Below are 25,411 nucleotides of genomic sequence, written 5' to 3'. Positions count from 1 at the left end.
CGCGCGCCACCGGCAGGACGGGAAAGGCTGCGCGCAGGGCCGACTCGGCGCCGGGCCGTGTGGCGCTGCTGCGTCGGTTCACCAGGAGGGCGGAACAGGGTCCTTGACTGCTCGTGCCGAGTTCCCGTCCGTGACCGAAGCGGACAGTGATCACTGAGAGGGCGACGCTCTCTCACCTCTGACTACGAAGTCAGTTGGTACCTTGGTGGAGCCGACGATTTGAGTCAAGGGGTATGGCGCTTCCGCCCAACAACCAGTACCAATAGGGTTGTTCACTGCTCCCGGGCGGTCTGGCGTCATCGGGATCCAGGCGTTGACTGCGCAGTTCATCTTCGTTCAGGGCAGGGCAGGGCAGGGCAGGCGCGGCGGGTGCGCCGATCTGCGTCGGCCGCCAACGATCGTTCCTCTCCCAGCCGTCGGGCGCAGCGCCGTCGCACGCCCTCACAGGCCACCTTTCGTCGCCACCCGAAGGGATTCGTTGCCCATGGACCGGACAACCACCGAAAGCGCGGCAGAGAGCGCCGCCGCGCCGGTCACGAGCCGATGGCCCAACCCTCTGATCCCCGGATTCAACCCTGACCCCAGCGTCGTACTCGTCGACGGCACCTACTACTTGGTGACCTCGACCTTCGAGTACCTTCCCGGAATTCCGGTCTACCGGAGCACTGACCTCCTCGTATGGGAACACGTCGGCAACGTGGCGCAGCGCCCGGAACAGGTCGCGGTGGAACGGGCCCCCGCCCGCTGCGGCGTGTACGCCCCGACGATCCGGTATCACGACGGCCTGTTCCACGTCATCGTCACCGTCGTCGCCAGCCCCCGCGGCTGCGTGGTCTTCACGGCGAGCGATCCCGCCGGTCCCTGGAGCGAGGGCACGCCGCTCCAGGGTGTCGACGGCATCGACCCGGACCTCGCCTGGGACGACGACGGAACGGCGTACGTGACCTACTCCGCCCTACGCCTGTCCGGCGCGGATGTCGGCCGACACTTCGGCATCGAGCAGGTGCGGGTGGACCTGGCCGGCGGGAAGGCACTGGAGAGCCCCCGACCGCTGTGGTCCGGTACCGGGCTGCGGTTTCCCGAGGCGCCGCACCTGTACCGGCGCGGCGACTTCTGGTACCTGGTGATCGCCGAAGGCGGGACCGAGCGCGGCCACGCGGTGAGCGTGGCCCGCGGGACGTCTCCGACCGGCCCGTTCGTCGGGCACCCGGCCAATCCGCTGCTGTCGGCGAGCGGTAGGCCGCTGCCGGTGCAGAACACCGGGCACGCCGATCTGGTCCGCACGCCCGACGGAACCTGGGCGATGGTGCTGCTGGGTGTCCGGACGCTGGGCGACGCGCAGGCCTTCTCTCCGTTGGGGCGCGAGACCTTCATCACCGGCCTCGAGTGGACCGACGACGGCTGGCCGGTGGCCTCCCCGGTCGAGCTGGCTGCCCGGCCGGACACCGAGCGCACGGTGTTCTCCTTCGAGGACGGAGCCACCCTGGACGACCCGGGCTGGCTGGCCGTACGCGACATCCCGGGGGCCCTGGCCCGCCTGCGAAGCGGTCGACTCGTGCTGGAGGGGCGGGGCGTCGGCCTGGAGGATCCACGGCCGGTCTTCGTCGGCCGCCGTCAGCGCCACCTGAACGCGACGGTGTCCGCGACCGTGGACGTCAGTGACGGTGCCGGGGGCCTGGCGGCACGCTGCGACGAGCGCCACCATCTCGGCATCGAGGCGCAGACCGGTGACGGCGGCACGGTGGTGACTGCACGGGCGGTGCTCGCCGGGCTGCGGCAGGAATGGCGCCTGACGTTGCCGGCATCCCCGGTCGAGCTGCGTATCGAGATGCGACCGCCTGCGCAGCCGTCACCGGCGCTGGGCGGCGACCGGATCCGGCTGCTGGCCGACGGCACATTGCTCGCCGAGCTGGACGGCCGGTACTGGACAACGGAGACATCCGCGTCCTTCACCGGCAGGGTCATCGGGGTCTATGCCCGCGAGGGAACGGTGCGGTTCGGCGACTACCGTTACACAGGTTGGGAAGGTACGCCCACGGCAGCGTGACGCACCTGCGGCGACACGACCGGGCCGGCCTACCCGAAACCGTGCAACCGCTAGGTTTTCCCGGGGTGTGCACGTTACGGTACCGGCATGACGACGCCACCATCACTCCGCGGGGAATACTCCAAGAGCGCGGCGCGGCGCCGAGAGATCATCGACGCGGCGGTGGCCGTTTTCTCGGCGGCGGGCTTCCACAAGGGGTCGCTGCGGGACGTGGCCGAACGCGCGGGACTGAGCCAGGCAGGCCTCCTGCATCACTTCCCGAGCAAGCACCACATCATCGAGGCCGTCCTCACCTGGCGGGACGCCCGAGCACGGGAAGTGATCGACGAGGCGCGCGCCGAAGGCGGCCTTGTGTACCTCCGCGCCCTGATCACCCTCATCGAGTCCAACCAGCGCGACAGTCCCGCGCTGACCGAGCTGTATGCGGTCCTGTCCGCCGAGGCGACGTCGCGTGACCACCCGGTGCACGACTACTTCGACAAGCGGTACGCCTGGGTCACCGCGTCCGTGCAGAAGTCGTTCCAGGAGATCGCCGAGGCCGGTCAGCTGCGCGCGGGCGTCGACCCCGGCGATGCCGCCCGGTGGATGCTGGCCCTGGTGGACGGCCTGCAGATCCAGTGGCTCTACGACCGGGACGCGGTCGACATGGCGGGCAGTGTCCGCAGGTACCTGCGGACACTGCTCACCGTCGAGCTGTAGTCCCGGTCCCGGGCGGTGGGCTGCTCATGTTCACGTCTGCGGTCGACCGTGCCGAACACCTGGGCGGGGTCGAGGGAGTGGGTTGCGCCCAGCAGCCGGAACATGAGCCGGCTCAGGCGCCGCGCGAGCAGCAGGTCCGGCGCATCGGCGTCATCGCCCCTGGACATCTGTGCGAGTACTGCAACGGTGCTTGTTCTGAGTGCTGGGCAGTTTCCAGGGACCGTGTCCGCGTCGTTCGTAGTGACTCAGGCGGGCCTGACATTGGCGTCGTCGGCGCCAGGTTGACCATTGCAGAATGTGCTCGATCGGTGCTGGCCGGCGCTCGGTGAGGCGGTGGTCATGTGGCGGTGCCGGCCGGGGTGACGGCGGAGTTGGTAGTCGTCCAGGCCGCATTCCCTTGGCGGTCTGGAAGCGTTCCTCGACCGCCCATCGGCTGCCCGCGATGCGGATCAGCTCGTCCACTTCGACGCGCGCCCAGTCGAAGATCCGCCGGCCATGGGCTCCTTCACCGCAGGAGCGGCATGCGGCTTCACCGCCGACACCCGGGGTGGTGGTGGGCGAGGAGTTCGGCGAGTGTGAGCGTGGAGCGGGGGAGCGCACGCGCCAACGCCGCCGGCCACGGGGAGCCGTACCTCAAGGAACGGGTCGAGCGGGGGTGCTGATCAGTTCCTCGAAAGCGTCGTACGCGGCCGTCTCCAGCCGGTCCCAGACGGCCCAGTACGTGTCCGCGGACCGGGACGACGGCCAGTCCTCCGGCAGGTACCGGCCCGGCAGGCCGGGGTCCGCGCGCAGCAGGTGCAGCCAGTCGGCGACGAGGGCGGTGAGTTCCGTGACCGGATTCCCGGAGGGGGTGCGGTCCGTGCCCCAGGTTCGCAGGAAGCTCTCGTGCTCCGCGCGCAGGGCCGTCAGGTCCCAGGCGCGTTGCACAAAGGCCGCCATCGGCGTGCCCGGCAGAGGCCGCGCGACGAATCCACCGGATTCAGCCAGCGCCTCGGCCAGAGGACTGTCCACAAGGATGGTGTCGAGGCCGGGGGTCCCGGGCGCGATCCACAGTCCGTCCCGTAGACACCCGAAACCGGCCCACATCAGTCGAGCCCGCAGCTGATCACGTACCTCGCGTCGGCTCTCGGGCAGGGAGAAGGTGAACAGCGTCCACGTGTCGTCGGCGGACGTGAACGGCGACCGTGACCGCACCCGCTTGCTCGCGTCGCGCAGCATCCTCTCGGCGTTGCCGCGGAGGCCGTACACGGCGACCCGGCCGTCCTTCCGCTTCTCCAGCAGGCCCTTGTTGACCATGCGGGTCAACGTGGCGCGCGTGGCCATCTCGCTGATCCCGAGATCGCCGATGGTCTCGATGAAGACCCGGGAGGGCAACGGTTCCTCCCGCCGATCCAGGACGAACGTGCCGAGCAGAGCCAGCAGCAACTGCTGCGGCCGGCGCCGCGGGCCCGTCGAGTCCTCCGTCCGCGCGTCTGCCATGGGGTGCGTCCTCCTAGCCTCTGTCGCCGGCGATCCTGCCTGATGTTCCGGACCGCCGAACAGCCACAACGATACTTAACAGTTTATTGACGCGCGTGAGATCTGCGTCTAGCTTCACTCGCATCCGCCTCCCCAAGGAGCCGACGTGATCTATCGCAGCCCCCTCTCCGGACTTCACATCCCGCCGGTCTTCCTGTCGGACCACGTGCTCGCCGATGCCGCCTCCCGTTCGGACAGGGCGGCCCTCGTCGACGCGGTCACCGGCGAAGTCGTCACCTACGGCGAACTCGTGCGGGCCGCAGACCGTGGCGCGGCCGGGCTTGTCGCTGGCGGTATCGCGCCGGGCGACGTCGTCGCGGTGATGAGCCACAACCAACCCCGGTTCGCGGTGGCGGTGCACGCCGTGCTCCGAGCCGGGGCCGTGATCTCCCCACTCAACCCGGTGCTGACCGTAGAGGAGATCGTCAAGCAGCTCATCGACTCAGGTGCCCGCGCACTGATCGTGGCGGAGTCCTCCGCGGACAGGGGCACCGAGGCCGCGCGAGCAGCCGGTGTGCCACATGTGTTCGTCCTCGGCACCCACCCCGAGAACGGCTCCTGGGACGATCTGGTGGCAGATGCCCGGCCGATGCCTCCGGCCCTCACCGCGAACCCCGCCGAGGCGCTCGCCGTCCTCCCGTACTCCAGCGGTACCACGGGCACGGCGAAGGGCGTGATGCTGACGCACCGCAACCTGGTCGCCAACCTTGAACAACTGGCCCAGTGCTGGCGGTTGACCGAGGACGACGTGCTGTGTGCCGCACTGCCGTTCTTCCACATCTACGGCTTCACGATCATCCTCAACTCGGCACTGCTCGCCGGCGCGACCGTCGTCACGCTGCCGCGCTTCGAACTGCGTCCTTTCCTGGACGTCGTACAACGACACGGCGTCACCCGGGGGCATCTCGCCCCGCCCATGGTCCTGGCTCTTGCCCAGGCGGGAGAGGTCGACGAGTACGACCTCTCGTCGATGCGTACGGCGATCTGCGGTGCCGCACCACTGGACGAGGCGCTGGCGGAGCGGGCCGAGAAGCGCATCGGCTGTGTGATCCGTCAGGGATTCGGGATGACCGAAGCCAGCCCCGGCACACACTGCGCCCACGACGAAGTCTTCGCCTCGACGCCGGCAGGCGCGGCAGGACAGCTGTTGCCGAACACCGAAGCACGGCTTGTCGACCCGGTCGGCGGCGAGGACGTGCCGCCGGGTGAATCCGGGGAGTTGTGGGTCCGTGGACCTCAGGTGATGGCCGGGTATCTGGCCAATCCGCAGGCGACCGCTCAGACCCTTACCGACGAGGGGTGGCTGCGCACCGGCGACATCGCCCGCGTCGACGAGCACGGCTACTTCTTCGTTGTCGACCGCCTCAAGGAACTGATCAAGTACAAGGGGTACCAGGTCGCGCCCGCGGAGCTCGAGGCACTGCTGCTCACCCATCCCGACGTCACCGACGCCGCCGTCGTCGCGATGCCCCACCCGACGGGCGGCGAGGCGCCCAAGGCCTTCGTCGTGACCAGCGGGGCCGTCGATCCCCAGGAACTCCTCGACTGGGTGGCCGCAAGGGTCGCCCCCTACAAGCGCATCCGGGCCGTCGGGTTCATCGACGCCATCCCCAAGTCGCCGGCCGGGAAGATCCTTCGGCGCCGCCTCAAGGGCGTGTGATGAAGACCCGGGAAGGAACGAAGGAAACCGACATGAATCTCACCGGCAAGGTCGCGGTGGTGACCGGCGGTGGTCAAGGTCTGGGGCTGGCGTACGCCTACGCCCTGGCCCGAGCGGGCGCCCACGTAGTGATCAACGACATCGACGCCGAGGCGGCTGAGCAAGCCGTCAAGGCCGTCCGGGCCGGTGGCGGGCAGGCCGTCGCGCAGGTCGCGGCGGTCGGCAGCAGCGAGACGGCCGACGCCCTGGTCGCCCGCGCCCTCGACGCCTTCGGACGGCTCGACGTCATGGTGACCAACGCCGGGCTGCCGCGCGACCGGGTGCTGTGGAACATGACGGACGAGGACTTCGACTCCGTCATCGATGTCCATCTGCGCGCCACCTTCACCTGCGCCCGCGCCGCCATGCGACACTTCCGCACGGCCGGGGAAGGCGGGCGGCTGATCCTCGCCGGCTCACCCGCCGGACAGCGCGGCAACTTCGGCCAGACCAACTACGCGGCCGCCAAGGCCGGAATCGCCGCGCTGGCCCGCACCTGGGCCATGGAGTGCGCCAAGGCCCAGGTCACCGTCAACGCACTGATCCCGAACGCGGCCACTGCCATGACCCGTTCCGTTCCCTTCCTCGCGCCGTACGTGGACTTGCTCGACCGGGGCGAGCCGATCCCGCCCGGGATCCGCCGTGCCCTGTCCTTCGGGGGACCCGAGGACTGCGCGGGTCTGGTCGTCTTCCTCGCCTCCGACGCCGCGTCCCGGGTAACCGGCCAGTGCATCGGCATCGGCGGCGACCGCCTGTCGCTGTGGTCGCACCCGACCGAGATCCGTTCCTCGTTCAACGACGGGGGCTGGGACGCCGACACGATCGCCGATTCCTGGGCCTCCGGTGTCGGAGAACACCCCGAGACCTACGGCATCCCGGTGGCGCAGCTGCCCGCTACCCTCCAGGAGGCCACCGGATGACCGCCCCACTCGACGTCGCCTCACTCACGGCCATCGACGTCCATGTCCACTGTGAGGTCTCCAGGGAGGGGCGCCCCTCCCTGCCCCCGGACCTCCTCGCCGCCTCCGAGAAGCACTTCGGGCCGGGCGGCCAGCGCCTGCCACAGCTGGCCGAGGTCGCCGAGCACTACCGTGAACGGCACATGGCATGCGTGGTGTTCACCGTGGACGCGGAGAGCACCACCGGATACCCGGCCATCCCCAACGAAGAGGTTGCCGAGGCCGCCGCCGAACACCCGGACGTGCTGATCCCGTTCGCGAGTATTGACCCGGCCAAGGGACGTAGGGGCGTGCGCGCCGCGCGGCGCCTGGTCGAGGAGCACCAGGTCCGCGGCTTCAAGTTCCACCCCAACATGCAGGCGTTCTTCCCTGACGACCGAGCGGTCTATCCCCTGTACGAGGCGCTTGAGGAACTCGGTGTGCCGGCGCTGTTCCACAGCGGCCAGAGCGGCATCGGCGCCGGACTGCCCGGGGGCGGCGGCATCCGCCTGAAGTACTCCAACCCGCTGCATCTCGACGATGTCGCCGCCGACTTCCCGAACCTGAAGATCATCATCGCTCACCCGTCCTTCCCCTGGCAGGACGAGGCCCTCGCTGTCGCCACGCACAAGCCGAATGTCTGGATCGATCTGTCCGGCTGGTCGCCGAAGTACTTTCCGCCGCAGCTCGTCCAGTACGCCAACACCCTGCTTCGCGACAAGGTGCTCTTCGGCTCGGACTTCCCCCTGATCACCCCCGATCGCTGGCTGAAGGACTTTGCCGCGCTGCCCGTCAAGGACGAGGTGCGGCCGAAGATCCTCAAGGAGAACGCGGCCCGGCTGTTCGGCCTCACCAAGGACTGAACCCGTCCTCGACCCCACTGCCCCCTGTTTGGAGCCCTTCATGACAGCCCTCCGCACCGTCACCGGCCTTGACGAGATCAAGGCTCTGGCCGGCACCGATCTCGGCCGCACCGACTGGCTGGAGATCACCCAGGAGCGGGTGCATACCTTCGCTGACGCCACGGGTGACCACCAGTGGATCCACGTCGACCCCGAGCGCGCGGCGCTGGGCCCCTTCGGCGGGCCGATCGCTCACGGCTACCTGACGCTGTCCCTCGTGATCCCCCTGTTCAACGACCTGCTCGCGCTCGACGGGCTCTCGATGAGCATCAACTACGGCCTGGACAAGGTCCGTTTCCCGAGCCCGGTGAAGGTCGGCGCGAAGATCCGCCTGCACGGCAAGGTCGACTCCGTGGAGGACGTCAAGGGCAACGGCGTCGAGATGCGTCTCACCTTCACGATCGAGGTGGAGGGTGCGGAGAAGCCGGCGTGTGTGGCAGCGGCGGTCTACCGGCACTACGCGTAGCGGAGGCCGATGGGCTCCTGCGCGTGCCGGCCTCGTCACGTGTCGCCCGCCGCCGGGGGAGACCGCTCTGCTGCTCGTGTGCCACGCGGTCCGGAATGGCCGGCGGGAGGGACGTAGGGGGCCGATCATGGTTCTGTGAGGACACCCGTGGGTGATTCTGTCCTGTCGCGGGCGGTGCGGATCTTCGAGGCGTTCACGCCGGACGAGCCGGCTCTGACCGTCTCCGAGATTTCCCGACGTACCGGGCTGCACTTGGCGACCGCTTCGCGGCTGGTGGCCGAGTTGGTCTCGCACGGGTTCCTCGCGCGGGACGCGAACCGCCGGGTGCGGATCGGCGTACGCCTGTGGGAGCTGGGGACGCGTGCCTCGCCCACCCTGTCGCTGCGGGATGCGGCGATGCCGTTCATGGAGGGCGTGCACGACGTGGTGGGGCACCACGTTCAGATCGGTGTGCTGGAGGGCGACGAGGTGCTGTTCCTGGAACGGCTCACGGCGCCGGGAGCGGTCATCAACTACACCCGCATCGCGGGCCGGCTGCCGCTGCACGTGTCCTCCAGCGGCCTGGTACTGCTCGCCCACGGTTCCGTCGATCTGCAGGAGCGCGTGCTCGCCGGGCCGCTGCGCGGATACACGCCGCACACCATCACCACGGCCACCGCACTGCGCCCCACCCTCGCCGCCATCCGGAAGCAGGGATACGCGTACTGCCCCGGATACGTCCACGAGGACGCCCTCGGCATCGCGGCGCCCGTGCGCGACGGCGGGGGTGATGTCGTGGCCGCCCTGTCGGTGATTGTCCCCAACGACGCCGGGGCGGCTTCCGTCGTGCCGGTGGTGCGGACCGCCGCGCGCGGCGTCTCCCGGGCCCTGGCGGCTCGGGGTGCCCGTGCCCTGCCCGGCTGAGGGGCCCGCAACTTCGTCTCTCACTGAATGAGAGTGCCGTCGCGCCTTCCGGACGCCTGCGCGCATTCTCCCCGTAACCCAATGACGGGAGGCGACAACGTGATCGTGACGCTGGAGATATCCGCCAAGGAGGACGTGGCCGAGAACGTGATCGCGCTGACCCTCGTCCATCCGACGGGCGCGCGGCTGCCGGACTGGACACCCGGCTCCCACATCGAACTGGTACTGCCCGAAGGAACGATCCGGCATTACTCGCTGTGCGGGAACCGGTGGGACGCGTACACGTACCGGATCGCCGTTCTGCGTGAGCCGCAGGGCCGCGGCGGGTCCGCGTACGTGCACGACGCACTGCGCCCGGGCGATCGGGTCGGTGTCGGCGGGCCGCGCAACCACTTCCCGCTGGTGCCGTCGGAGACATACTTGTTCGTCGCGGGCGGCATCGGCATCACCCCGCTGCTGCCCATGATCCACCAGGCCGAACTGCTCGGCGCCGGCTGGCAGTTGCTGTACGGCGGACGGACCCGGGCGTCCATGGCCTTCGGCGAGGAACTGTCGAGCGCCTACGGCGAGCGGGTGCACATCGCACCGCAGGACGAGTGCGGACTGCTCGACCTCGCCTCCTGGCTCGGCACCCCGCGCGCGGACACCAAGGTCTACTGCTGCGGTCCCGCTCCGCTCCTCGCCGCCGTGGAGGCCAGCTGCGCCGACTGGCCGCCGTACGCGCTGCGCACCGAGCGGTTCACCGCCGCCGAACAGGCCGCACCGGTGCGGGGCACCTCCTTCGAGGTCGCCCTGCGGCGTACGGGACGCACGGTCACCGTCACCCCGGACGTCTCGGTGCTGGAGGCGGTGCGCCGAGCCGGGGCGGAGGTGCTCTCCTCCTGCGAGCAGGGCACCTGCGGCACCTGCCTCACCCCGGTCCTGGAGGGCCGCCCCGACCACCGCGACTCGATCCTCGCCGATCACCAAAGGGCCGCGAACGACTGCATGTTCCTGTGCGTGTCCCGCTCCTGCGGCGACCGCCTGGTTCTCGACCTCTGAGACCTCCGAGATCTCTGAAACCTCCGAGACATGTGACCCACCGCTGTATTCGAGCCGCGCCCAGGAGCCGCCATGTCCGCAACCGCCGAGCGAGCGCCGGCAGTACCCGTCTGCGACGCCGACCCCTTTTCGCCCCCTGTCCTTGACAAGCCGGAAGAACTCCACCACGTCCTGCGGGCCGCGGGGCCCGTGGTGTACCTCTCCCGCTACGACGTCCACGCCCTGGCTCGCTACGAGGAGGTGCACGCCGCCCTGGTGGACTGGCAGCACTTCGAGTCGGGGGCCGGGGTCGGGCTGGCCGACTTCCGGCACGAAGAACCATGGCGTCCGCCGAGCCTGCTGCTGGAGGCGGACCCACCCCGGCACGACGCCCCACGCCGGGTGCTGCGGGACATCCTCGCCCCGCCCGCGCTGCGCCGCCTGCGCGAGACATGGCAGGCGGCGGCCGAGGAGATGGTCGACCAAGTCCTCGGCAGGGGAAGGGAGTTCGACGCCTTCACCCAACTGGCGAGTGCCTTCCCGCTGCGGGTCTTCCCGGACGCCGTGGGCATCGGTTCCGAAGGCCAGGAGAACCTGCTGCCGTACGGCAACATGGCCTTCAACGCCTTCGGGCCCGTCAACGATCTGGTGAAGGCCGACGCACACCGGGTGGCCGAGCTGTCGGCGTGGGTGAACGGTCGGTGTGCCCGTGAGGCGCTGACCGAGGACGGATTCGGGGCGCGGATCTGGGCCGCCGCCGACCGCGGCGACCTCACCCACGCGCAGGCGCCGCTGGTGGTGCGCTCGCTGCTCACCGCCGGGGTCGACACCACGGTGCACGGCCTCGCGGCCTGCCTGTACGCGTTCGCCACCCACCCCGAGCAGTGGCAACGGCTGCGGGAACGGCCCGAGTCGGCGCGGGTCGCCTTCGACGAGGCGGTGCGCTGGCAGTCACCGGTGCAGACCTTCTTCCGCACCGCCACCACCGACGTGAGTGTCTCCGGCACCGTCATCCCCGAAGGCACGAAGATCCTGATGTTCCTGGGAGCAGCCAACCGCGACCCCGCCCGCTGGGCCGACCCGGACCGGTTCGACCTCGCCCGCGACCCGTCCGGGCACGTCGGCTTCGGCATGGGCATCCACCAGTGCATCGGCCAGCACGTCGCCCGTCTGGAGGCCGAAGCCCTGCTGACCGCCCTGGCCCGTCGCGTCGACCGGATCGAACTCACCGGCGCGCCGCGCCGCCACCTCAACAACACCCTGCGCTCATGGGCATCCCTGCCCGTGCGCGTCCACCCGGCCACGTGAACCGCATCACGGATCGAGAGGAACCACGCATGTCCCACCTGCACGAAGGCGGTCAGCCCGCCACGCCGAGCAGAGCGACTCGGATGCGCGTAAGGATCACGTGCTGGCTGGCCGCCGCCGCGAGCGTGGCCGCCGCCGCGCTGGTAGCGGCCCCTGCGGCCGACGCCGACACACCCACGAGCTACTCGGGCAGTACGTCGTCCGGGGGGACCTGGGTAGCCGACGTGCCTCGTGCGTGGAACGGCACGCTCCTGCTCTTCAGCCACGGATTCGGCCCCGTGGAGGCCGCGGACGCGCCGGACGAGGCCACGAAGCAGGCATTGCTGAACAGGGGCTACGCCCTCGCGGGCTCCTCCGAAGGGCCGTCGACCGGAAACTGGTGGACGCTGGGTGTCGCGCTGGACGATCAGTTCGAGACCCTGGCCGGCGTCCGCGCGAAGCTGCCCGCCCCGGCCCGGCAGGTGATCGCCGTCGGGCAGTCGATGGGCGGCTTGATCAGCGCACTGGAGAACGAGCACGCCCAGGGACGTCTCGACGGTGTCCTGACGGCGTGCGGGCTGGTCGAGGGAGCCGACCCGATCCTCCAGTACCAGCTCCTGGGCCAGTACGCGATGAGCAGGCTGCTGGCTCCGGGAGAGCCCATCAAGCTGGTGAACTTCCCGGGAGCCGCCGCCGGGAGCGGACCGGCGCAGGGGCTGGCGACCGGCAAACAGCTGACGGAGTACGCGCAGCAGGCGCAGCGCACGCCGCAGGGCCGGGCCCGGCTCGCGCTCGCGATGGCGTTCCTCAACACAGCACCGTGGGCCGCCGGCGATGCGAAGCCGGGGCCGAAGGACTACGCCGAGCAGGAGCGGCAACAGTACAAAGTCCAGTTCACTACTGACTCCGGGATGACCCCCATCGAATTGGTGGAGTTGGCCCGCGGCTACATGGAGGAGGCCGCCGGCGGAAACGCGTCCCGGACGGCGGGTGTCGACTTCGCCCGGGAGCTGGGGCGCTCGCCCTACCTGCCGCAGGTTCGCGCCCTCTACCGCAGCGCCGGGCTGAACCTCGACACGGACCTCGCCGGCCTCACCGCCACCGCGGACATCAAACCCGACGCGGCCGCGACCCGGTGGTATGCACGAACCTCACAGCCGTCCGGCCACCTGACGGTTCCCCAACTGAACCTCCACACGATCTCCGACCAGCTCATCCCCGTACAGGCGGAGGACTACTACGGCCGGACCGCGGCCCGCGCGGAGAGTGATCCGCTGCTGCGTCAGGCATACGTCGAGCGCGTAGGCCACTGCGACTTCACACCGGCGGAACTCGTGGCCGGTGTACGCGCGGTCCAGCACCGCGTCGAGAAGGGCCGCTGGGACGACGTCGCCACGCCAGGGAAGCTGGACGCGGTCGCCAAGAGCCTCGACCTCGGCGACGCGGCATACATCCCGTTCCGCCCCGCCCCGCTGACCGGCGTAGCGCCGACGGCGGGCTGAGGACGCGTCCCGCGTCGCCCCGTCGACCACACCATCTGGCCACAGGTGTTCGCCCGCGACTTCGAAGCCATCCCCGTCGACGGCCCTCGCCGATCAGCAGGGCGGGACTGCAAATCGTTCGGCTCTTTCCCGTAATCGGCGGTAGCGCTGTGTAGTGATCACTGGAGGAGGATGCGGTGGCGGAGCAAGGGGAACCCGGCTCGGCCGTGCATCTGCCTCATGATCCGCTTGGTTCGCGTGTCGACGCCCTCGGTGCGGCCGTTGTGGTCGGGGAAGCTGAGTCCGGCGTCGGCGGCGGCGCGGTCGAGTTCGAGGCCGTTCGCGAAGGAGCGCAGGTGGGGCAGGTCGGCGGCGCGGACCGTGAGGCGCACGAGTTCGGTCATCTCGGGGCAGGCTTCGGTGGGTTCCCGCAGCAGTGGGGTGTCCTTGTCACGCAGGTTCCCGGAGGAGCTGGAGGACGGGGACTGCCGGATCTTCCGCGCGGCGGGTGCGCGGATCTGCTCCTCACCAGTTCGTCTCTCCGGCGAAATACTTGGCTGCCTGCACGGTCCCGCAGCACCCACTCAGGCAGGGTCGCCCGGTTGACGCCCAGGTCGGCGGCATCGGCCTTGAACTCGTCCGAGTGGTCCTTCATCGCCATCGGCGGTCTTCTCGCCTCCTCCGGATCAAGCAGATCCAGTATCAGCGTGTCCACCACTCAGGGGGAGGTCCCAAGGCCGGGGCCGAGTTCGTGGGTGAGACCGCTGACGGCCCGGCGATTCAGACAGGTGGAGTCTTCCTGGAGCAGTGCCAGGATGCGGTGTCCGCGCCGCGCCGCAGGGGCGGCGTGCCGGTCGTCCCGGGAGGCTGTGGGCAGTGCGGGTGTGTGATCCGCGGGGATGATGCCGGTGGCCTGGATTACCTCGTTCATGATCGTGTGGCGGAGCGCGTAGTACGCCGATTCATGTTCCCACCGCTGGTGATAGAGACCCACCAGCGCGGTGGCGGGGCTGGTACTCCAGCAGTGTTTCGCTACCTGGCCTGGTCAGAGGCGTCGTCGGGAGTACTGGGTCGCGAACCGCCGCCGCCTGCGCTTCGGCGGCCTGTCAGCTGTTGCCGGAACGGTGGGGCCGGGGTGCGCCGCGTCCACGGCAGCCGACCGTGTCCAGGGCGATCACGGCGTACCTCCGGGCGACCTCCGCCTCGGTCAGCGGAGCGTCCGTCCGGTACCACGTGGCGACCGCCTGGCACATGGACAGGACGGCCCGAGCCGCCTCAGTGGGATAGGCGGTGGTGAACACGCCGTCCGCGACGCCGTCCGTCACGATACGGCGCAGCATCACCGAGAGTTCCTCGCGCTCCGCGCGGTAGCGTTCCCGGTTGCCGGCTTCCAGATTGCGGATCTCCCCGTCCAGAAAAGCAAGGTGGCGCCGGTGGGTCATGTACAGCGTGACCGCCTCGACGACGTCGGCCAGTTGATCCTGGGGCCGGTCGCCCGCCCCCTCCAGAGCGCGCCGGGTGCGGACCAGCACGTCGTGCATCGATCCCATGAGGAGGGCCACGAGCAGCCCCTGCTTACTGCCGTGGTGGTAGTAGAGCGTGGGCAGGGTCACTCCGACCCGACCGGCGATGGCCCGGATCGAACCCCCGTGGTACCCGTGGGCGCGGAACTCCTCCAAGGCGGCTCCGAGGAGGGGCGGGAGTTCCAGTGCGTCGTAGTGCCGCCAGTCCGGTCCCGGATCTGACTCGAATCCGGGTGTCGGCTCGGCGCGCCGCATCCTGTTCGGCTGCTTGGTCCGGGCCTGCTGCCGTACCACGGTGCATCTCCTTTCGGGCCAGGGTTCCTCACAGGCCGCGACGGACCCCGGTTCACCGTACCGAGACCGTCCTCAGATGCGACCCCTGCCGGCGCAGCTGAAGTTCTTCGCCTGATCCATGTCGCCGTGACCCTTGTAGCGCGGCCACAGCGGATACTCGCACAACGGGCGGGTGCGGCCCGCGGTGGCGGGGTTGGCGTCGGTCGCCACCGGACGGACCGGCGAGGCCCCTCCGCCCGCCCACTTGTCCAGGGCCGCGAGCGAGTCCCAGGCCAGGTCGAAGCGGCCGCTCGCGTGGCCGTAGCCGGGCTGGACGTAATACCGCACGAAATCACGGACCGACGGGCCGTAACGCTCGGTCAGCCGGTCGTAGTAGGCGTCGGTGGCTGCCTGAGGGACGAGCATGTCCTCGGTTCCCTGCACGATGATGAGTTTCCCGCCATGGCGTGCGAAACGGTCGATGTCGGGATCCGTGGCGTCGTAGAGCCTGGACAGGGCCTTGACACGCGCCGAGTAGCGTCGGTAGTCGAAGTTGTCCGAGGAGCCGGCCGCGTCCTGCTCGATGAAGTAGCGGATCACCGGATCGGTGAAGTAGTGATACCCCGTGGCCGTCCCGTCGCCCGCGCTGTCCAACCAGGCGCCGCCGAGGTCGGCGCCCCGCAGGACGGGATAGGGACCGATCCGGGTGACTCCGTTGGCGAGCGGGAAGGCGAACCTGTAGGGGGAGGCGGCCGACTTCAGCGTCTCGATCTGCCGTTGCGACAGGCAGTGGTCACCGCTGTCGGTACCGCCGGGGCAACGGAGGGACTCGACAGAGAAGGCATGGTCGCACCCCCTGACGTCGGAGACGATTCCGTCTGCCGCGCCGTCGAGGCCGTCGCACGTGCGGACGACGGCGTCGTGGACCAACTGCTGCTTGGCCGCGTTCAGATAGCCGCCGGGACGGGAGTAGGCCTGTCGCCACATGTGGTACCAGCTGAGCACCAGGGCCTGGTTCTGGTCGGCCGGGTAGTAGGCGATGATCCCGTCGTAGTCGCCGCCGTACCTCTGGGCTGCGACCAGCGCTTCGTGGCCTCCCTTGGACCCTCCCACGTAGTACTGCTTCTCGGGCTGTCGGCCGTAGTACCCGCTCGCGATGTCGATGGCGGCGTCTCGGGTGCGCTTGACGCTCTCACCCGCGTAGTTCGCGAGAGCCTCCTTGTTCAGGGCGAACGACCCGGGAGGATTGGTGCCCACGGCGACGCCGCCGTCACTTCCGAACGTCGCGTAGCCCAGGTCGAGCGGAGGCCGGCCCCGTGCCGCGGAAGGGTTGCCGTACTGGGGAGGCACGTCGAGCCCGGTGACCAGGTCACCGTTGAAGCCTGCGCCGCCGAACTGCACCGACTTCCTGTTCCAGGAAGTCGGCAGGTTCAGCTCGAAGTCGATGTCGGGTGCCGTGCTGTCGTGGCTGTTCACCTTGCCTCGTACCAGGCAGAACTCGGGGCGGCCGGTCTTCGGGTCGGCGGCGGTGAGTGTCGCCGACCCGACATCGGCACCCCGGGTCGGCAGGCCGATCTCCGAAGCGGCCACGTGCTGTCCCGCGAGCGACGCGCACTTGGTCCTGGCGTCGGTCGCGGTCGTCGGTGCCCCGCCGAAGGGCGAAGCGGTGGCCGTCGGCGAGATACCCCGGACCAATCCGAGGCCCGGCACTGTCAGCAGCGCGACGACGGACACGAGGATGCGTTTGTTCACATGTCCTCCTGTGGGGATCGGCTCATGAGTTCTATCTAACGAACGATATAGATGATTGATCCGCGAAGAGCAAGGGCAGCGGCATCGGCAACGGCAACGGCATCGGAAGATTCCGAGGCCGGAGTGAGAGCTGATCGTGAGAGCGAGCGCGTCGTCGGCAGCAGACGGCTTCGGCTGGTTCCACGGAGGCCCGGCGGCGAACCGCCCTTGTGTTTCCGCGCCGCGGTGTCCGGCACGCCACTGGACCTCGGCCACCGCCTCATGGTCCACCTGCGACTGCATCGCGCGCTGGGGCGCAACATCGCGGCCGCCCCGTGGATGTCCGGGGCTCATGTCATGATCCGGCCTTCCTCGGCGACCGGCCCCTTTATCGGCGTCGGCACATGACAGGTCCCGTCGGTGAATTCCTTCGGGTACTCGCCGGGGCTGGCAAAGTCGTACGAAATACACATGGAGAAGCTCTGGTCCGCCATCGATGTAAGCGGGCCCGATTGCCTTCGGTCCACCTTTGCGCCACCGTACGAGTGGCACTTTCGGGCAATGAAGGCACCGTTTGCCGTTCTGGATTTCTTTCGGCCGGTCGGCCTAGCTCAGGGCCGCTTGTCGTACAGCGCCTCGATGTCTTCGGCATACGCCTCGGCGATGGCGTTCCGCCGGAGCTTCAGCGACGGCGTGATATGACCTTCTTCCACGGTGAAAGGACGGGCCAGGACGCGGAACGTCCGGATGGACTCGGCCTGGGAGACGAGGGTGTTGGCGGCCATGACCGCGCGCCGAATCTCTGCCGTGAGGTCCGCGTCGGCCACGAGTTCCGCCGCGGTGAGTGACGGTTTGCCGCGCATCGACAGCCAGTGCTTCACCGACTCGGGGTCGAGGGTGACGAGCGCGGCGATGTAGGGGCGGTCGTCGCCCACGACCGCGCACTGAGCGACCAGTAGATGGTCCTGCACCCGTTCCTCCAGCAGGAGCGGGGACACGCTCTTGCCGCCGGAGGTCACGATGATCTCCTTCTTGCGGCCGGTGATGGTGAGATAGCCGTCCTCGTCGAGGCTTCCCAGGTCGCCCGTGTACAGCCACCCGCCGCGCAGGGTCTGCCGGGAGGCCTCCTCGTCGTTGAGATAGCCGTTGAACAGGGTGTGCCCGCTCACCAGGACCTCGCCGTCGTCGGCGATACGCACGGTCGTCCCCGGAATCGGTTGGCCCACGGTGCCGTAGCGTGTGCGTTCCGGCGGGTTGATGGTGACGGATGCGGCTGACTCCGTGAGGCCGTACCCCTCGTAGACGGAGATGCCGGCGCCGGCGAAGAACAGTCCGAGGCTGCGCTTCATGGCCGAGCCGCCCGACAGGGCATGGCGCAGCTGCCCGCCCATGGCGGCCCGCAGTTTGGCGTAGACGAGCCGGTCCCAGAACTGATGCCGCAGTCGCAGGCGGGCGGACGGACCGGGTCCCGTTCCCCACGCGCGGGCCTCCACGGCCTCCGCGTATTCGACCGCGACGGAGACCGCACGGTCGAAAGCCTCCCCCTTGCCCGCCTTCTCGGCCGTACGGCGGGAGGAGTTGAAGATGCGCTCGAAGATGTAGGGGACGGAGACGATGAAGGTGGGCTTGAACGTCGCCAGGTCCGGGAGCAGCGCCGACGCGGTCAGTTCCGGCTGATGGCCGAGGCGGACACCGCCGCGGATCGCCGCGACCTGCACCATCCGTCCGAAGACATGCGCCAGCGGAAGGAACAGCAGTGTCGAGGCCTGGTCGTTCTTCCGGGAGTGGAACACCGGGTCCCAGCGGCTGACGACGGTGTCCGTCTGGTGCATGAGGCTGCCGTGGGTGATGACGCAGCCCTTGGGAGGTCCCGTCGTCCCTGACGTGTAGATGATGGTGGCCACCGTGTTCGGGACGACCGCCTGCCGTTGCCGGTGGGCCGTGGCGTCGTCGATGCTCGTTCCGGCGTCGAGCAACTCCGGCAGCACGCCCGCGTCGAGCTGCCACAGGTGCCGAAGATGCGGGAGCCGGCTCATGGTCCGGGCCACTGTCATGGCGTTGATCTCGTTCTCCACCACGACCGCCGTGGCCTGGCTGTCGTGGAGGATCCAGGTGATCTGCTCGGCCGAAGCGGTCGGATAGATCGGGACGACCTGGACGCCGATCGTCCAGCAGGCGAAGTCGAACACCGTCCACTCGTAGCGGGTGCGGCACATGATGGCGACCCGTTCGCCGAAGCGGACACCTTTCGCCAGCAAGCCCTTCGCCACCGCCAGCACCTCGATACCGAATTCGGCAGCCGTGACGTCGAGCCACTGGCCATTCTCGTCTTTCCAGCCGAGCGCGATGGCTCCCGGTTCTTCGGCTGCGCGATCGAATACGGCGTCTGCCAGGCCGCCGACCGGCCGGACCGACTCTAATGAAGATGCAGAAAACTCGCGCATTTCGCGACTCCCTTGCGCGCTCTATTTGGCGCGAAGGTAGCGCAGTTCTTCAGGTGTAACTCCCGGTAAACTGAAGTTGCTTAAATGCGGCAAACGGGATGAACGGGGGCGCGCAAATAAACCTGTACACCATCAAAAGGGCACATAATTGCCTCGACTGGGCACGGGATCTCGACATGACCTGCACTGCGGGTTCACACGGCAGGGTCTCGTGTGCCTCGATTACTTCAGCGCCGTCGGCTCCCGAAATGTCACTCCGGATTTCTGAGGCGAATTCTGAATGTAATTCAATGACTCTTGTTCAATGCCGGCGGGCTCGCACATGGTGCGCCGGATCCGTCGTCCGGGGATCGTGGCGAAGGTGTGCGAGCCGGCTCGGCGTCCCCCGGCGTCATCGAGTACACGGGCGCGCCTCACAGTCGGACCCGCCTGGTCGACGCCTCCGATCACGCCGCGCCCTACGGGAACTGCTTCATCCGCAACCGTCCGGCACCGCGGCGCGTATCCACCGACCCTCTTCCGGCCATCGGCCCGTTGCACGGGGACGACCTCGCGGAGGCTGTTGTGCCGGCGCGACGGAACAAGCTCACCGGCCGAGTATCACCGGTGAGCTTGTCCCGAGACGCGGTGTCTGTCCTGTCACAGACGCAGGCTGGTCATGCCCCCGTCGACGCGGAGGATCGTTCCGGTGGTGGATCCAGCGTGCGGAGAGACGAGCGAGGCGACGGCGTGGGCCACCTCCTCGGCGGTCACCAGGCGTCCCAGTGGTTGCCGTGCCCGGAGCGCCTCGGCTGCCGCGTCCGGGTCATCCGCGCTGTCGAGCAGGCGGGCGACCCACGGTGTGTCGGCGGTACCGGGGGCCACGGCGTTGACCCGGATCCCGTCCTGCGCATGGTCGGCGGCCATGGCGAGCGTCAGGGCATGGACCGCACCCTTGCTGGCGCTGTAAAGAGCCCTTTGACGTACGCCGACGAAGGCGACGGCCGAACAGAGGTTCACCACTGCCGCGTGTGGTGAACGTCGGAGGTGCGGCAGCGCGGCCGTGGTGACCCGGGCGATGCCGGTGACATTCACGTCGAGGACGCGGGCCCACTGGGTGTCGTCCTGGGCGTCGATGGCACCGACCGCGCCGATTCCGGCGTTGTTGACCAGTACGTCGAGACGTCCGAAGAGCTCTGCGACCTGGGCGACGGACGCATTGACCGCGCGCGTGTCGGTGATGTCGCAACGCACGGCTGTGACGCCTGCGGGCGCCTTCTCGGTGTGCAGGTCCAGGACCGCGACCTGTGCGCCCTTGTCCCGTAGGAGTGTGGCGGTGGCCGCTCCGATCCCACTGCATCCACCCGTGACGAGTGCGGCGAGACCGTCGAGTTCAGTCAAAGCAGGCTCCTGGATCAGGGAAGGCGCGGATCGACGTGGATCTTCGGGCCGGGGCCGGCGTTCGACGGACGCCGACCGGAGAGGACGGCACCGACCTGGCCGAGGCCGACGGTGGCGGCGACGAGCGGTGTCGGGTCGACGGTCCTGTCGGCGTAGGCCCGGATGGTGGCGGCCAGGCCGGGGGAGGCGGACAGGATGCCGACGGCGGTCACGTCCTTCAGGGCCAGGGTGCGGGTGTCGATCCGGCTGGGCTCGCCTGCCAGTCCGATGTAGACGACCCGGCCACCGGGCTCTACCAGGTCGAGTGCGGCGGCCGGCAGGTGGACGGCGTTCGAGGCGTCGACGACGGCGTCGAAGCGCAGGGCGGGAATCTCCTTCTCCCGCCAGACGTGCTCGAAGCCGAGGCTGCGGGCGAACGCGAGGGACTCTTCGGTCTGTCCCATCAGGTGCACTTCGGCACCGGTGGTGAGGGCGAACATCGCGACCAGCAGGCCGATCGTCCCGGGACCGAGGACCAGAGCGCGGGATCCGGGTCCGAGGTCGGCGGCCTGCGCGGCCCGCAGGGCGTTGCCGCCGGGTTCGACCAGGGCGCCGAGGACGGAGTCGACGCCGTCGGGCAGGACGTGCAGCGAGGTGACCGGAACGGCCAGACGTTCGGCGAGCGCACCCGGCCGGTCCCCTCGGACTCCGACCTCCTGGCGCTTCTCGCACAGGTGCTGGCGCCCCTTCAGGCAGCGCCTGCAGGTGCCGTCGCCGAGCATGGTGTCGCCCATGACCCGTCGGCCGATCCAGGAGCGGGCCACGCCGTGACCGACCGCCGCCACGCGTCCGGACCACTCGTGGCCCGGACGCAGGGGGTAGGAGGCGTGACCGGTGTGGAGGTAGGCCATCTCACCGGTGAAGAACTCGACGTCGGTCCCGCAGACGCCGACCCGTTCGATGTCGACCACCACCTCGCCGGGAGCCGCCACCGGTGCGGGTACCTCCCTGACCTCGTACGCGCCGGGCCCCGTCAGGACGAACGCGCGCATGGATGCGTCGTTCACCGCGGCCCGAGCACGTGCTGCCGCTGGCTGCCCAGCTGCTGGATGCCCAGTTCCATGACGTCGCCAGGCTGTAGCCACACCGGAGGGTTGAAGCCCATGCCGACGCCGGGCGGGGTCCCGGTGTTGATCAGGTCACCCGGTTCGAGGACGAGGAACTGGCTGAGGTAGTGCACGATGAAGTACGGGTCGAAGATCATCGTCTTGGTGCTGCCGTCCTGACGGCGCACGCCGTTGATGTCCAGCCACATGTCCAGGGCGAGGACGTCGTCGATCTCGTCGGGGGTGACGAGCCACGGACCGGCGGGATTGAAGGTCTCGGCGGACTTGCCCTTGGCCCATTGTCCGCCGCGCTCCATCTGGAAGGCGCGCTCGCTGACGTCGTTGACGACCAGGTAGCCGGCGATGGCGTCACGCGCGTCGTCGACCGAGTCGAGGTAGCTGGTGCGCCTGCCGATGACGATGCCCAGCTCCACCTCCCAGTCCGGCTTGGTGGAGCCGCGGGGGATGCGTACGTCGTCGTTCGGTCCGATCAGCGTGTTGGGCGACTTGGTGAACAGGATCGGTTCGTCGGGCACGGCCTGTCCGGTCTCGGCCGCGTGGTCACGGTAGTTCAGGCCGATGCACAGGATCTGGTGCGGCCGGGCGACCGGGGCGCCGATCCGCTCCCCGGCGAAGCGGGAGAGCTGACCGGCGGCGACGCGCTCGGCCACCACGGGACGGACACGGTCGATGCCGCCGGAGCCGAAGAAGGCTTCGTCGAAGTCGGTCACGACATCGGACAGGTCGACGTAGGTGTCACCGTCGAGACGGGCGACGGGCTTCTCGGCGCCCAGGGGGCCGATGCGCATGAGGTACACGGAATGGTTCTCCTGACGAGTGGTGACGGGTCGGTGCGGACTGAGGTTCAAGGAGGCCGTAGGGGACCGGCGCACGGATCGACCGAGGCCCCGTGGTCCGGAGGCGTCCGCCGGCCGGTTCCCGCGCGATGCCGAGCCGCGCGGTGTGCGCGCGGACGGCGGTCCAGTGCGGTATTCCGGCAGGTCGACGGGGCGTGGGGTGTCGGAGCCCGGTCAGTGCACAAGGCTCCTGGGCGGAACGGAGGTCACGGGCGAGCCGTCGTGCCCAGGATGCCGAGCAGTTCCCTGATCTCCCCGACGGCGTCCGTCAGCGTCGTCAGCGGAGTGCGGTACGCCAGGGCGCTCACGCTGACGGCGCCGGTGGGAACCGATGGCGCGCCCGCGTAGACGGGCAGGGCGATGCAGTTGACCCCGGTCTCGTTCTCCTGGTCGTCGACCGCGTAGCCCTGCTGCCGCACCCGTTCGAGTTGCCGATGCAGGTCCGCTGCCGTGCGCGGGGTCCGCGCCGTCGGAGACGGAAGCGGGCCCGCGTCGAACCAGACCGCGACAGCCTCCCGGGTGGGCAGCCGGTGGGCGAGCAGAAGTTTGCCGACGGCGGTGGAGTGGGCCGGGTTGCGTCCCCCCACGGTGGAGGTCAGCCGGACCGCGCCGCTGGGCGGATCGACCTTGGCCCGGTAGACCACTTCGCGGCCTTCGAGCACGGCGTAGTGCGCGGTCTCTCCGAACCGGGCGGCCAGGGTCTCCAGCAGGGGCGTGATGCGTTTGTGCTCCGGGCGAGCCTCGTGGTACGCGAACGCCATGCGGAGGAACTCGTCCCCCAGCAGGTAGTGGCCTCGTCCGTCCTGGTCGGCGAGGCCGGCCCGGCGAAGGGCCCCGAGCGCCCGGTGAACCGTCGGCTTCGGAGCTCCGATCGCCCTGGTCATCTCCTCCAGCCCCACGCCGTCGGAATGCCGGGCGAGCTCCTTGAGTACGGCCAGGACCCGGTCCGAACCCACCAGGCGATTGGTGTCCGCGGGATCGGCGGTGCTGTGGTCCGCGGCGGCTGTTGACATCTCGGTGCGCTCCATCGTGTTCCAGACTGTAGACCGCCGTACCGGTAGATGAAAAGAGCTTTGGTGGGATAGGTTCCGTGGCCGAGGTGGTCCGGGAGGCCAGAGGCCGACCCCCTGTTCGGGCATGCGTTCCACGCGGCGCTGTGGAGAAGTGCCGTTCGGGCGTCTGCCTTGACGTGGCTGACTCAGTGGTGCCAGCGTGACGCCCCTGTAAACCGAGCGTGCACTCGGTCGGTTTCGGGGAGGGTGATGAGGATGCGAACGAACCGCCTTCGTGCCCGGGCCGCACCGGCACGGGCGCTGGACGGTCGCCCGGTGACCATGGCCGGCGGCGGCACCCTGATCTCCTACGGCAGAGCGGTGGCCGACCCGCTCCGGGAGTCCGCACATCGCCTGAGTGTCACCGGCCGCTGGGCCTGCTCGCGGCGAGCGCACGGACCTCGGTCATCGCGCCTCTTACGCCTCCACGGCCGGCTCGCCGTCCATCGAAGAAGGAGAAAAGCATGCGGTTGTCCGTACCGTGGCTCCGGCCTCCAAGGGCCGGGCGCAGACCTCGCGCGGTCGTCGGCGGAGTCCTCGCGGCGCTCCTGCTCACCGTGATGAGCGGGCTTCCGGCGTCCACCGCCTCCGCGGCCCAGTCCTCGGAGGCGTCGGTCCCCGCCGAGGCGCCCCTTGTCGTCCGCACCGACAAGGGGAAGGTCCAAGGCGCGTACGCGACGAGCACCCGATCCTTCCAGGGCATCCCCTACGCCGCTCCTCCGGTGGGCTCTCTGCGCTGGAGGTCGCCGACGCCGGCGGCGCCCTGGAAAGGCGTCCGAGCTGCGACCTCACCCGGTGACATGTGTGCGCAGACGGTCGGCTCGCCCGATGGCTCGGTCCTGGGGAGCGAGGACTGCCTCTATCTGAACGTGACGACGCCGCGGACCGTGTCGCGCAAGCTGCCGGTGATGGTCTACATCCCCGGTGGGGCATTCGTCTCCGGCGCCGGCTCGTGGTACGACCCGTCGCCTCTGGTCGACCGCGGCGACGTCATCGTCGTCACGATGAACTACCGGCTGGGCATGTTCGGCTTTCTGGGACTGCCCCAGCTGACCGCTGAAGGCGGCGCCCACGCCTCCGGTCTCTACGGGATCGAGGACCAGCAGGCCGCGATGGCCTGGGTCCGGCACAACATCTCCGCCTTCGGCGGCGACGCGCACAACGTCACCGTGTTCGGTGAGTCCGCCGGAGCCGCGAGCGCCTGCATCCAACTGGTCTCGCCGCCGGCGAAGGGGCTGTTCGACAAGCTCGTCGCCGAGAGCGGCTGCGGTCTGAAGGGATCTTCGCTGGCCCAGGGCGAGGCGCAGGGCACGACCCTGGCCACCGCGGCCGGCTGCACCTCGGGTGACGTCGTCGCCTGTCTCCGCGGCAAGCCGACCGCCGAACTGATGGCGCGCCAGAGCGCATCGATCGTCAACTCATGGGGACCGCTGTGGGGTGGCGCGGCCCTGCCGGAGAAGGTGTCCACCCGCTTGGCCAAGGGGGACTTCCCCCGGGTACCGGTCCTCCAGGGCGCCAACCACAACGAGGGCCGGCTCTTCGTCGCCCAAGGCGCCTTCGGCACCGTGACCGCGGACAACTACCAGACGCTGATCGCCTCCATGTGGGGGAACGCCGCCCCGGCCATCGCGGCCGAATACCCGATCAGCGCCTATTCGAGTCCCGGACTCGCCCTCGCGACCCTGGTCGGCGACGGAGCCTTCGCCTGTCCGGCGCTGAAGTCGAGCAGACTCATCAACGGGCGGGCGCCGCTCTACGCATACGAGTTCAACGACACGCACGCACCCCCGATCGTGTCCTTTCCCGCCGACTTCCCGTTGGGCGCCACCCACACCTCCGAGCTCTCCTATCTCTTCGACTTCGGCCTCACCATGGACGCCGCTCAGCGAGCGTCCGCCGACCGGCTGATCGACTACTGGGCGAACTTCGCCCGTAAGGGCAGGCCGAACGGTCCGACCGTGCCGCACTGGCCGACCTACGCACCCGCCGGACAGGTCCAGTCGCTGGGGAGCACGACCGCCCGACCGGTGCCGGCCGCCGGCCGAGCCATCGACCATCACTGCGCCGTGTGGGAGAAGGTGATCGACTAGTCAGGGCCGTTCCGAC

21 protein-coding genes and 2 pseudogenes are annotated in these 25,411 nt (G+C 69.4%); 11 read left to right on the top strand and 12 right to left on the bottom strand.

Going from position 1 to position 25,411, the window contains the following annotated elements; genetic code table 11:
• Nucleotides 1–484: 484 nt before the first annotated feature.
• Both ACIPSJ_RS22365 and ACIPSJ_RS22360 read left to right on the top strand, forming a co-directional pair.
• Entirely contained in the window at nt 485–2,047 is a 1,563-nt protein-coding gene (locus ACIPSJ_RS22365; RefSeq protein WP_401348058.1) for a family 43 glycosylhydrolase, read from the top strand.
• Nucleotides 2,048–2,134: 87 nt separating this feature from the next.
• Nucleotides 2,135–2,746 carry a TetR/AcrR family transcriptional regulator gene (locus ACIPSJ_RS22360; RefSeq protein ID WP_401348056.1) on the top strand — a complete coding sequence of 204 codons (612 nt, stop codon included), beginning with the start codon at nt 2,135–2,137 and terminating at the stop codon, nt 2,744–2,746.
• Between the two features lie 329 nt (nt 2,747–3,075).
• Here the strand turns inward: ACIPSJ_RS22360 and ACIPSJ_RS22355 are convergent.
• Nucleotides 3,076–3,265, bottom strand: a pseudogene (locus ACIPSJ_RS22355) (IS701 family transposase); the annotation flags it as partial.
• 114 nt (nt 3,266–3,379) lie between these two features.
• A complete protein-coding gene (locus ACIPSJ_RS22350) occupies nt 3,380–4,225 on the bottom strand; it encodes a PaaX family transcriptional regulator C-terminal domain-containing protein (protein ID WP_401348054.1) in 846 nt (281 codons plus the stop codon).
• Nucleotides 4,226–4,370: 145 nt separating this feature from the next.
• On the opposite strand from ACIPSJ_RS22350, the gene ACIPSJ_RS22345 reads away from it, so the two are divergent.
• The 8 genes from ACIPSJ_RS22345 (at nt 4,371) to ACIPSJ_RS22310 (ending at nt 12,981) form a co-directional block, all read left to right on the top strand.
• On the top strand, nt 4,371–5,924 hold the full coding sequence (locus tag ACIPSJ_RS22345; RefSeq protein ID WP_401348052.1) for an AMP-binding protein: 1,554 nt from the start codon (nt 4,371–4,373) through the stop codon (nt 5,922–5,924).
• Nucleotides 5,925–5,956: 32 nt separating this feature from the next.
• Nucleotides 5,957–6,883 (top strand): SDR family NAD(P)-dependent oxidoreductase, encoded by a 927-nt coding sequence (locus ACIPSJ_RS22340; protein ID WP_401348049.1) that lies wholly within the window; start codon nt 5,957–5,959, stop codon nt 6,881–6,883.
• Nucleotides 6,880–7,764 carry an amidohydrolase family protein gene (locus ACIPSJ_RS22335; RefSeq protein WP_401348047.1) on the top strand — a complete coding sequence of 295 codons (885 nt, stop codon included), beginning with the start codon at nt 6,880–6,882 and terminating at the stop codon, nt 7,762–7,764. Before ACIPSJ_RS22340 ends, ACIPSJ_RS22335 begins: the two co-directional genes overlap by 4 nt.
• 40 nt (nt 7,765–7,804) lie before the next feature.
• On the top strand, nt 7,805–8,269 hold the full coding sequence (locus ACIPSJ_RS22330) for a MaoC family dehydratase (protein WP_401348044.1): 465 nt from the start codon (nt 7,805–7,807) through the stop codon (nt 8,267–8,269).
• A gap of 147 nt (nt 8,270–8,416) precedes the next feature.
• Nucleotides 8,417–9,172: an IclR family transcriptional regulator gene (locus tag ACIPSJ_RS22325; RefSeq protein WP_401348042.1), complete on the top strand. Its 756-nt coding sequence runs from the start codon at nt 8,417–8,419 to the stop codon at nt 9,170–9,172.
• Between the two features lie 81 nt (nt 9,173–9,253).
• Nucleotides 9,254–10,213 (top strand): PDR/VanB family oxidoreductase, encoded by a 960-nt coding sequence (locus tag ACIPSJ_RS22320; RefSeq protein ID WP_401348040.1) that lies wholly within the window; start codon nt 9,254–9,256, stop codon nt 10,211–10,213.
• Between the two features lie 72 nt (nt 10,214–10,285).
• Complete coding sequence (locus ACIPSJ_RS22315) at nt 10,286–11,500, top strand: cytochrome P450 (protein WP_401348038.1); 1,215 nt, start codon at nt 10,286–10,288, stop codon at nt 11,498–11,500.
• 83 nt (nt 11,501–11,583) lie between these two features.
• Nucleotides 11,584–12,981, top strand: coding sequence for an alpha/beta hydrolase (locus ACIPSJ_RS22310; protein ID WP_401348035.1), 1,398 nt, complete (start codon nt 11,584–11,586; stop codon nt 12,979–12,981).
• 158 nt (nt 12,982–13,139) lie between these two features.
• On the opposite strand, the pseudogene ACIPSJ_RS22305 reads toward ACIPSJ_RS22310, so the two are convergent.
• The 10 genes and pseudogenes from ACIPSJ_RS22305 to ACIPSJ_RS22260 form a co-directional block, all read right to left on the bottom strand.
• A pseudogene (locus ACIPSJ_RS22305) lies at nt 13,140–13,421 on the bottom strand (ISL3 family transposase); the annotation flags it as partial.
• Nucleotides 13,422–13,678: 257 nt separating this feature from the next.
• On the bottom strand, nt 13,679–13,891 hold the full coding sequence (locus ACIPSJ_RS22300) for a hypothetical protein (RefSeq protein ID WP_401348033.1): 213 nt from the start codon (nt 13,889–13,891) through the stop codon (nt 13,679–13,681).
• Between the two features lie 175 nt (nt 13,892–14,066).
• Nucleotides 14,067–14,777, bottom strand: coding sequence for a TetR/AcrR family transcriptional regulator (locus ACIPSJ_RS22295; protein ID WP_359219362.1), 711 nt, complete (start codon nt 14,775–14,777; stop codon nt 14,067–14,069).
• A 72-nt stretch (nt 14,778–14,849) separates the two neighbouring features.
• Nucleotides 14,850–16,508: a tannase/feruloyl esterase family alpha/beta hydrolase gene (locus ACIPSJ_RS22290; RefSeq protein WP_401348031.1), complete on the bottom strand. Its 1,659-nt coding sequence runs from the start codon at nt 16,506–16,508 to the stop codon at nt 14,850–14,852.
• Between the two features lie 329 nt (nt 16,509–16,837).
• The gene (locus ACIPSJ_RS22285) at nt 16,838–16,981 is read right to left on the bottom strand and encodes a hypothetical protein (RefSeq protein ID WP_401348029.1); all 144 of its coding nucleotides are present in this window, start codon (nt 16,979–16,981) and stop codon (nt 16,838–16,840) included.
• A gap of 117 nt (nt 16,982–17,098) precedes the next feature.
• Nucleotides 17,099–18,931 carry an AMP-dependent synthetase/ligase gene (locus ACIPSJ_RS22280; RefSeq protein WP_401348027.1) on the bottom strand — a complete coding sequence of 611 codons (1,833 nt, stop codon included), beginning with the start codon at nt 18,929–18,931 and terminating at the stop codon, nt 17,099–17,101.
• Nucleotides 18,932–19,570: 639 nt separating this feature from the next.
• Nucleotides 19,571–20,311: an SDR family NAD(P)-dependent oxidoreductase gene (locus ACIPSJ_RS22275; RefSeq protein ID WP_401348025.1), complete on the bottom strand. Its 741-nt coding sequence runs from the start codon at nt 20,309–20,311 to the stop codon at nt 19,571–19,573.
• Between the two features lie 14 nt (nt 20,312–20,325).
• Nucleotides 20,326–21,342 carry a zinc-binding dehydrogenase gene (locus tag ACIPSJ_RS22270; protein ID WP_401348023.1) on the bottom strand — a complete coding sequence of 339 codons (1,017 nt, stop codon included), beginning with the start codon at nt 21,340–21,342 and terminating at the stop codon, nt 20,326–20,328.
• 11 nt (nt 21,343–21,353) lie between these two features.
• Nucleotides 21,354–22,214, bottom strand: a complete 861-nt coding sequence (locus ACIPSJ_RS22265) for a fumarylacetoacetate hydrolase family protein (RefSeq protein ID WP_401348022.1) — start codon at nt 22,212–22,214, stop codon at nt 21,354–21,356.
• A gap of 245 nt (nt 22,215–22,459) precedes the next feature.
• Complete coding sequence (locus ACIPSJ_RS22260) at nt 22,460–23,281, bottom strand: IclR family transcriptional regulator (RefSeq protein WP_401348019.1); 822 nt, start codon at nt 23,279–23,281, stop codon at nt 22,460–22,462.
• Nucleotides 23,282–23,769: 488 nt separating this feature from the next.
• On the opposite strand from ACIPSJ_RS22260, the gene ACIPSJ_RS22255 reads away from it, so the two are divergent.
• The gene (locus ACIPSJ_RS22255; protein WP_401348017.1) at nt 23,770–25,395 is read left to right on the top strand and encodes a carboxylesterase/lipase family protein; all 1,626 of its coding nucleotides are present in this window, start codon (nt 23,770–23,772) and stop codon (nt 25,393–25,395) included.
• The last annotated feature ends 16 nt before the right edge of the window (nt 25,396–25,411 follow it).

This window comes from Streptomyces sp. NPDC090088 (assembly GCF_044747345.1).
Classification (GTDB): Bacteria; Actinomycetota; Actinomycetes; order Streptomycetales; family Streptomycetaceae; genus Streptomyces.
This window is presented reverse-complemented; position numbering and strand designations above follow the sequence as displayed.